The sequence below is a fragment of the Clostridium sp. USBA 49 genome, assembly GCF_900167505.1.
Classification (GTDB): Bacteria; Bacillota; Clostridia; order Clostridiales; family Clostridiaceae; genus Clostridium_AT; species Clostridium_AT prolinivorans.
On sequence record NZ_FUYD01000024.1, the window covers coordinates 1 to 8,161 of the forward strand.

Sequence of the window (8,161 nt, forward strand, 5' to 3'; positions counted from 1 at the left end):
TTGTTTTTGACCTCTTGCCATTTATAACACATCCTTATCTTATTTATATTTTAATGTGTTCGGCTTTCTGTGTCTACAATATTATACTAACACCACTAATGATTTGTCCATTTTAACCAATACATTAGTCAACTTATTAAGATTTTCCCATGCTCTCTTCTTTAACTTATTAAAATCTACATCATCTGTGCGTAATACAAATCGGAAAACTTCATTCATGTCTGAAACATAAAAAGCATTGATATCCTCAAAGGCATCTTCATTGTAAAAACTTAAATTATTATCCTTTAATCCAAATTCTTTACTCTTTAGTATCGGGAATACATTATCATAATCAATTTTGAATTCATATTGTCCCAGAATTGTTCTACTAATCTCAATATATGTTTTCAGAGTTTCTTCATAATTCCAATTCATTTGATATTCCTGATACATAGTATCAATTGGCAGTGACATATTAGTTGGCTCCCATTCTACAACAATATACTTTCCTTGTATATATGCTTTAGTGAATTCCTTATTTAAATCAAAAGTAATTCTACTAGCAAAATCTTTAAATGTAAGCATCGGTTACCTCATCTCCTTATAATTTCAAAAAAAGAGCATATTCTCCTCTACCTTATTCCAGGACAATACCTAGCAGTAAAAGAAAATATGCTCTCATCCGTGTTATATCACTTGCGACTTATTAAAATAATAGCGCAATTTGTTACTTTCTTCAATATATTTAATTATTCATCAAGTCTTAAATATTTATAATCCTTTAAGTTTTTTTAGTTCAATATCTGTGTCATAGCCTATAGGCTTTAATCCTATTCTATATATTTTTGTAATTCTCTATAGCCACATTCTCTGCAACTAGTAATCATATAAATAAAAATTTAGCAAAATATATATCTTCTCTATACATGGGATAAACAGGTTAATTAGTGTATCATATTTCTCCAATCTATTTCTTCCATTTGTATTTTCAAATTTTTATATAACTCCTGCATACTTCTGTATTTGCTGTATCTTATCTCGTTTTCGCCCAGAACATAAAAATCATATATGATTTAGGAATATTAATATCTTCATCTAAAGCCTTAACAGGATACTAGAGCCACATTCTTGTTTTAAAAATAAGGTAATATTTATTTTTAAAACTCAAACTTTATAGTTCATTAATTAGCATATGCTTTTTCTGCACTATAAAAATATTATTTTACCTATATTAATTTTCAAGATAATATGATATACTAAATAGTAAAATATATATGATGCCTAAGTTGCAAAGGAGGATTAACACTAACATGAGTACAACCTATCAAACAAAAGATATATTAGAACATTTTGGCATATCTAGGCAAACTCTATACAACTGGATAAATAGTAATCTAATTACTAGACCAAATACTGATTGGCGAGGTTGGAGGATTTGGGAAGAACAACATATAGATGAAATTTCAGATATTATTGAGAGAAATAAGGAAAAAAATAATGAAGCCAATTTGAATAGAAAAACAACAAATAAAATTTTTCATATTCATAATCGTAGATATTTGGGTAGTAAGCACAAATTAATACCCTTTATTAAAAAAGTAATAAAAAATGAATGTGAACCCTACACAACTTTTGCTGATATCTTTGGTGGAACAGGTGTAGTTGCAGATGCATTTAATACTGCAAATACTAAAGTTATCGTAAATGATATTCTTTATAGTAACTATATTTCCTATCATACTTTTTTTTCTAATGAATCATATGATAAAACAAAAATTAAGAATTTTATTAATGAATTAAATAATATTAGACCTGAAAATGATAATTACTTTTCAATAAATTTTGGTGATACATACTTTAGTTATAAAAATGCATTAAAAATTGGGGAAATTAGAGAAAAGATTGAGCAATGGTCTGATAATGATATTATTAATCATAGAGAAAAAAGTATTTTAATTACTTCATTATTATACGCCATGGACAAAGTAGCAAATACTTGTGGACACTATGATGCATTTCGTAAGACTATAGATAGTGGTGCAACACCAATTAAATTACTATTACCAAGCATTAAAGATAATTGTAATAAGGATAATGAGTTTTATAGAGAAGACGCTAACTTACTTGTAAGAAAAATCAAGGCAGACATAATATATATTGATACACCATATAATTCACGACAGTATTCTGATTCTTATCATTTACTTGAAAATGTTGCAAGATGGGAAAAGCCAGAGGTTACTGGTGTGGCAAGAAAAATGGTTGATAGAAGTGATATTAAAAGTGCATATTGTACAAAAAAAGCACCACTTGTATTTAAAGATTTAATTGATAATTGTGATTGTAAATATATAATTGTATCCTATAATAATATGGCCCAAAAAGGTAATGGACGTTCTAATGCTAAAATAAGTGATGATGAAATAATTGAAACGCTACAATCCAAAGGAACAGTCAAAATCTTTAATACAGATTATAAATACTTCACTACAGGGAAAGCAACTATAGAAGAACATAAGGAGAGATTGTTTTTATGCAAAGTAAATTAATAAAGTCTCCACTTAACTATACAGGTGGTAAGTTTAGATTATTAAGTCAAATACTCCCTTTGTTTCCTAATGATATTAATATAATGATAGATTTATTTTGTGGTGGATGTAATGTAGGTATTAATGTTAACGCAAATAAAATAATTGCAATAGATAAATCAAATGTGATTATAAATCTCATGAAAATTTTTAAGGAACTAAACTCAGAACTTATAATTACAAAAATTAAAGATACTATTTATGAATTTAATTTGAGTGATACTTCTAGACATGGTTATGATTATTATAATACCAATAGTTCTGATGGATTAGCAAAAGTTAATAAAAATAATTTCTTAAACTTAAGAAATTATTTAAACAAAATGACTGATAAAGAAGGGGTAGAATATTATATTCTACTCTACACCCTTATTGTCTATTCATTTAATAATCAAATACGATTCAATGCTAAAGGTGATTTTAATATACCTGTAGGAAAAAGAGATTTTAATGAAAATATCAAAAATAATCTTTTGAGTTTTATAGAAAGATTACATAATTTTAATATTGAATTTATATGTATGGATTTTAATAATTACGATTATAGCAGATTAGGTAAAAACGATTTTGTTTATGCTGATCCGCCTTACCTTATTACATGTGCTACTTACAATGAGCAAAATTCATGGACTGAAGATAATGAAATTAAATTATTAACTTTATTAGATTCTTTAAATAATAGAGGTATTAGGTTTGCTTTATCCAATGTATTGGAGAATAAAGGTAGAAGTAACGATATATTAAAGGAGTGGAGTAAAAAATATAATGTACATTACTTAAATCACAGTTACAACAATTCAAACTATCAGATTAAAGATAGAACTAATAAGAGTATTGAAGTGTTGATTACAAATTATTAAAGGGGGATAAAAACATGCCTAAATGCTGGAGTTTAAGCACAACAATTAGAAATCCAGAGAGAAATGTTCCTTTCTTGCGAGTGCTTCAAGAATTTGAAGGAGAAGTTTTTACAGAAGAAATTCAAGCCGCATTTTTTAAAAGATTAATTCAAACAAAAAATTACAAACCAATGGGTTTACCCTCCGACATCACAACTAAATTTGAAGAACCTGAAGAATTTACTGATGAAGAACTTGAACAAATATTAGGTTTAGTTCACTATGAAAATTCACAGTATGATAATCAGGAACAGATATATGCATTTCGTGGTAGGACTGCCGTTGGAAATTTAAATAAAATGGGAATGGCTTTAGCAAGAGAAGCAATTGGTACTGTTACTATTACACCATTAGGAAGAGAGATTTTATCTGGTTCTCCTAACTATGAAAATATATTTTTGCGATATTGTTTAAAGTGGCAACTTCCTAACCCTGCCGAATCTGGATATAAAGGTTTTAATATCAATCCATTTATTGCTACATTACATGTAATTAATAAAGTAAATGAATTATGGAGTAACGAGGGGTATAAACCTGTTGGTGTAAATAAAGAAGAGTTTGCACTTTTTATCCCTATTTTAACTCATTATAATGATATAGAAAAAACTACAGAAAACATTATAAGTTTTAGAAAAACAGTTAGGTCATTAAATGCAAATGACGCAAGAGTTTTTATAGATAATTATTTCAGAGAAATAGTAATTAAAGTTTTTGAACTAGATAAAGATGATGAATACAATATAACTAAAAAAATAAATAACTTATATGACTATGGGGATTCTGCAATTCGTTACTTTAGACAGACAAATCTTTTGTATTATCGTGGTGCTGGAAGGTATATTGATTTATCGCCAACAAGAGCAGTTGAGATACAAAAGATATTAAATACATACGATGGAAGTGCAAAACACTTTGAAAACATACATAATTATTTAGAATATATGGCTGATATAAACCAACCAGTTTTACCTTGGGAAGATTTAGAATCCCTAGAGAAAGTATATAATAATTTATTAGATACTGCTATTAACCTACAAAACCTTATTGAACAGAATTATAAAGGGCAAAGTCTACACAAATTTAGCCTTGTTAGAGCGAAATATAAATCTCCAAATGAATTTAATACAGAAATAAATCAATTAAGAACAATTATTAAAATTCTTAATACTGATTACATGATATTACAAGAAAGAAATCTTAGTAATATGCCTAACTATATTCAAGAATTAAATACTCTTGCTAATAGACGAAGAACTGTTTCTGGACAGGACCCGTTAAATCTCGAATATTATATAGCACAAACACTTATTGCCTTAGATGACGCACTTGAAATAATGCCAAACTATTCGGTAGCGGATGATAATATGCCTACTTTTACTGCTTCAGGGGATAAACCTGATATTGAGTGTTATTACGATGATTTTAATATGATTTCAGAAGTAACACTTCTAAAAGGACGTAATCAATGGTATGCTGAAGGACAGCCTGTAATGCGTCATTTACGGGATTTTGAAGATAAAAACTTAGACAAAGATAACTACTGTTTGTTCATTGCTCCAATTATTCATAGAGATACATTAAATACTTTTTGGATGGGAATTAAATTAGGTTATGAAGGCAAAAAACAAAAAATAATACCACTTGCTATTAATCAATATGTAACAATCCTTCAAAAAGTTATTGAATTAAATAATAACTGCAATTTACGTATTAAACAAAATAATATAAAAGATTTACTCGATAAATTACATAATGAATCAGAAAAACATATGGATAGCACTAAGTGGATACAGACTTTTGATAACATTATTGAAAATTGGAGCAATCAAATCTCAATTAACTAGGTTAATCTTAAATTTCATATTTGATAAACTTTATAAAAATAAAATGAAAGGAACACCAAAGATGATAAAGGATATTAACGCATATCATGGAATTTATAAATTAAGCGATTGCAAAAAAACTAGAATAACTAAACAAGATATAGATAAAATTATTAATTTCATCAAAGACTGTAAATTAAATACAGACAATATTTATATTGACACTTCTTCATTATCTAATGATGTTCCTTATTATTTTGATGGTACTTTTCTTAATATGATTAATTATTCACTTATCAATAAAGAAAAAATGCATCAACCATCAGTTATGGAACTATTGCGTAATCCAAATGTTAGCGTGGAAGAAACTCAATATGATTACTACAAAAGAGAATTTACTATTACAATAGAAAATTATTTAAGAAATTATGAAAAAGGCGAAATATATTTCCCTATTATTGACAAAAAACTTTATCCACTGTTATATGGAATATTTTTTGATAAGATGTCAAGCGATGAAAAACATTTTAATTTTTTGAGAATATATAAAGAGTGTGAATATCCCCAAACTTATTTTAGTACAGAAGATATCAAAAATATTGCATCAATGATACCTAAATACATTATTGATAAAAGAAAAGATTACAGCATAGTAAAAAACGAATATATTAATGTTTATCGTGGGCAAGAAAGTTTATCTTCTACTGGTGAAGGCGCAATATCTTGGACTACAGATATAAAAATCGCTAAGTTTTTTGCTTCTCGTTTTGAAGAAAAAGGGGTTATTCTATCTGGAAGGGTACATATTAAAGACATTATTGCTATATTCGATAAGGAATACTACGAAGATGGGGACTCTGACCCTGAAAAGGAAATTCTAGTATATCCAAATTCGGTAACCGACATTAAAATTATAAAATATTCTAGATGATTTGTCAGTTATTTTTCTAATAAACTGACAGAGACCATTTTGGTTCTCTGTCAGTTTTGTTACTATCAATCTAAATAATATTGGAAATAATTGCAATTTGACTCTTCACTTTCTTTTTCTCTTTTTTCTATTTCTTCAAGCCACTGGTCTCTAATATTGTCATCTTCAGCATAAAATGTTAACCAATCTATTTTTAACTCATCAATACTAATTTTATTTTGTTTACAGTATTCATACTCATCCATACCTTTAGGTATTTCATGTTCTATATCATAAAATAATTCTTCTCTTGAATATTCTGTACATGAGTCGACGGTATATAAATCCATAAAATCGTCATAATCTTCATCAAATTGCTCTGTTGTATAGGTAGCACCACTTATTTCTCCTGTATGAAGATTAATCTGAGTTGTACCTCTACATTCATTCCAACAAGTAGCATAATATGCTTCCTTAACAACTTCTCTAATATCTATATTTTCTAAGACATTTTTAATTTTTTCATAATTAATCATGAATATACACCTCCAAAATTGTGCTTATTATCTATTTTTGAGCATAACACACAAAAAACTATCTGGTCCGATTTTACATAAGTTCTTAGTTCTATTTTTTAGTTTAGTTTTAAAAGAAAATATTTTTATTTCCTACCAATGGACATTTATCTAAAACTTAGCACTAAAAAACTGCCTACTTTAAAAGTAGACAGTTCTGTAAGAAAGACATGCTATATTTAAACCACAATTAGAATTGAATAATCTATATGTAATTGAGTATCCATACTAAGTTTTATATACTTAATCCTTCTCTCCTTAAATCCAAACCTATACAATATATGTATATTAGCGAAATCAAAGTAAAAGGCAAAGATACAAGGGTTTTAATAGGTTTCTATGCGACAAAAAATTTTTAATCATTGTCAATTTCTAAATATTTTATAATAAGTCCATCTAACTTCTGACTTATTTCTATTATCTCTGTATTATTAAGTATCTTGTTATTCTCAATGACTTTTCTATTTAGTTCATCTTTAACTTTTATAATCTCCTTTGCTAAATCACTAACCTTGCCATTCTGTTCTTTTTGTCCTTTTTTAATTTCCTTTTCCTTATATAATTCTTCATCTGCCATCCTTATTATTTCCTCCATATTCAATTCATGATGGTTACAGGCTATCCCCACGCTAATTCCAATATTCATACTTTCCTCTTTTGCGATTTCTTCTTTAATTCTTCTAATAACTTTTTCAGCAGCCTTTCTATCTTGATTGGAAAGTAAAATTATAAATTCATCTCCTCCAAATCTAACCGCTATATCGTTTCCTTTTCTAATACAACTTCTAATAGCATGTCCAATAATTTTAATTGCCTTATCACCTGCAAGATGCCCATGCGTATCATTGATTTCCTTTAAATTATCAATATCAACTAGTATTAGAGATAAATATGCGGGTTTTGAATAATATATCTTATCTTCCGCTATATGCTTTAAAAAGTTTCTATTAAATAATCCTGTTACCTCATCCTTAAAAACCTTAGTACAACTACTACAGTCATTTCTTATAGCAATTATAATCAAATAATGAGGCTGATTATTAAAAATAAACCTGTCTATTACAACATGGTGATTCTCTATACAATATTGCACGGATATATTATCTGCTAAATTATCTAATACAACTAATTTATCCAAATAACTATTGGTTTCAACCCAATTAATATTAGTGTGTAATATCTGTTGATTTTGATTAAGTATGATTCGAATAACATTATTTATAGCAAATTTCTCCATATTCAATGTAGTACCTCCAACACATTAATTTATATTAGAAGATACTTTTCTATGGATCTATGTCAATATCTTAGACACAAAAAGTTGAACTTTTTATGAGATTTTTCTAGGCAAATCTTCACATTTTTGGGGAGTTAAATATCCAAT

At 27.4% G+C, this 8,161-nt stretch carries 7 protein-coding genes; 4 read left to right on the forward strand and 3 right to left on the reverse strand.

What is annotated here, in order from left to right; genetic code table 11:
* Window positions 1-81: 81 nt before the first annotated feature.
* A complete protein-coding gene (locus B5D11_RS12350; protein WP_078683312.1) occupies window positions 82-567 on the reverse strand; it encodes a hypothetical protein in 486 nt (161 codons plus the stop codon).
* 725 nt (window positions 568-1,292) lie between these two features.
* Here B5D11_RS12350 and B5D11_RS12755 point away from each other — a divergent pair.
* From B5D11_RS12755 to B5D11_RS12370, 4 genes are all read left to right on the forward strand, one after another.
* Window positions 1,293-2,531 (forward strand): DNA adenine methylase, encoded by a 1,239-nt coding sequence (locus B5D11_RS12755; RefSeq protein WP_078683313.1) that lies wholly within the window; start codon window positions 1,293-1,295, stop codon window positions 2,529-2,531.
* Window positions 2,516-3,430, forward strand: coding sequence for a DNA adenine methylase (locus B5D11_RS12760; RefSeq protein WP_078683314.1), 915 nt, complete (start codon window positions 2,516-2,518; stop codon window positions 3,428-3,430). Before B5D11_RS12755 ends, B5D11_RS12760 begins: the two co-directional genes overlap by 16 nt.
* Before the next feature lie 80 nt (window positions 3,431-3,510).
* Window positions 3,511-5,313: an AlwI family type II restriction endonuclease gene (locus tag B5D11_RS12365; protein WP_242942297.1), complete on the forward strand. Its 1,803-nt coding sequence runs from the start codon at window positions 3,511-3,513 to the stop codon at window positions 5,311-5,313.
* Window positions 5,314-5,356: 43 nt separating this feature from the next.
* Window positions 5,357-6,223 (forward strand): hypothetical protein, encoded by an 867-nt coding sequence (locus B5D11_RS12370; protein ID WP_143327712.1) that lies wholly within the window; start codon window positions 5,357-5,359, stop codon window positions 6,221-6,223.
* 65 nt (window positions 6,224-6,288) lie between these two features.
* Here B5D11_RS12370 and B5D11_RS12375 read toward each other — a convergent pair whose 3' ends face one another.
* Complete coding sequence (locus B5D11_RS12375) at window positions 6,289-6,738, reverse strand: hypothetical protein (RefSeq protein ID WP_078683317.1); 450 nt, start codon at window positions 6,736-6,738, stop codon at window positions 6,289-6,291.
* Window positions 6,739-7,132: 394 nt separating this feature from the next.
* Entirely contained in the window at window positions 7,133-8,014 is an 882-nt protein-coding gene (locus B5D11_RS12380; protein WP_242942298.1) for a diguanylate cyclase, read from the reverse strand.
* Between the last annotated feature and the right edge of the window lie 147 nt (window positions 8,015-8,161).

What these genes read in the sequence shown, in the direction of transcription:
- B5D11_RS12350 (WP_078683312.1), bottom strand. Translation starts at nt 567, where the DNA reads ATGCTTACATTTAAAGATTTTGCTAGTAGAATTACTTTTGATTTAAAT.
- B5D11_RS12755 (WP_078683313.1), top strand. Translation starts at nt 1,293, where the DNA reads ATGAGTACAACCTATCAAACAAAAGATATATTAGAACATTTTGGCATA.
- B5D11_RS12760 (WP_078683314.1), top strand. Translation starts at nt 2,516, where the DNA reads ATGCAAAGTAAATTAATAAAGTCTCCACTTAACTATACAGGTGGTAAG.
- B5D11_RS12370 (WP_143327712.1), top strand. Translation starts at nt 5,357, where the DNA reads ATGAAAGGAACACCAAAGATGATAAAGGATATTAACGCATATCATGGA.
- B5D11_RS12375 (WP_078683317.1), bottom strand. Translation starts at nt 6,738, where the DNA reads ATGATTAATTATGAAAAAATTAAAAATGTCTTAGAAAATATAGATATT.
- B5D11_RS12380 (WP_242942298.1), bottom strand. Translation starts at nt 8,014, where the DNA reads ATGGAGAAATTTGCTATAAATAATGTTATTCGAATCATACTTAATCAA.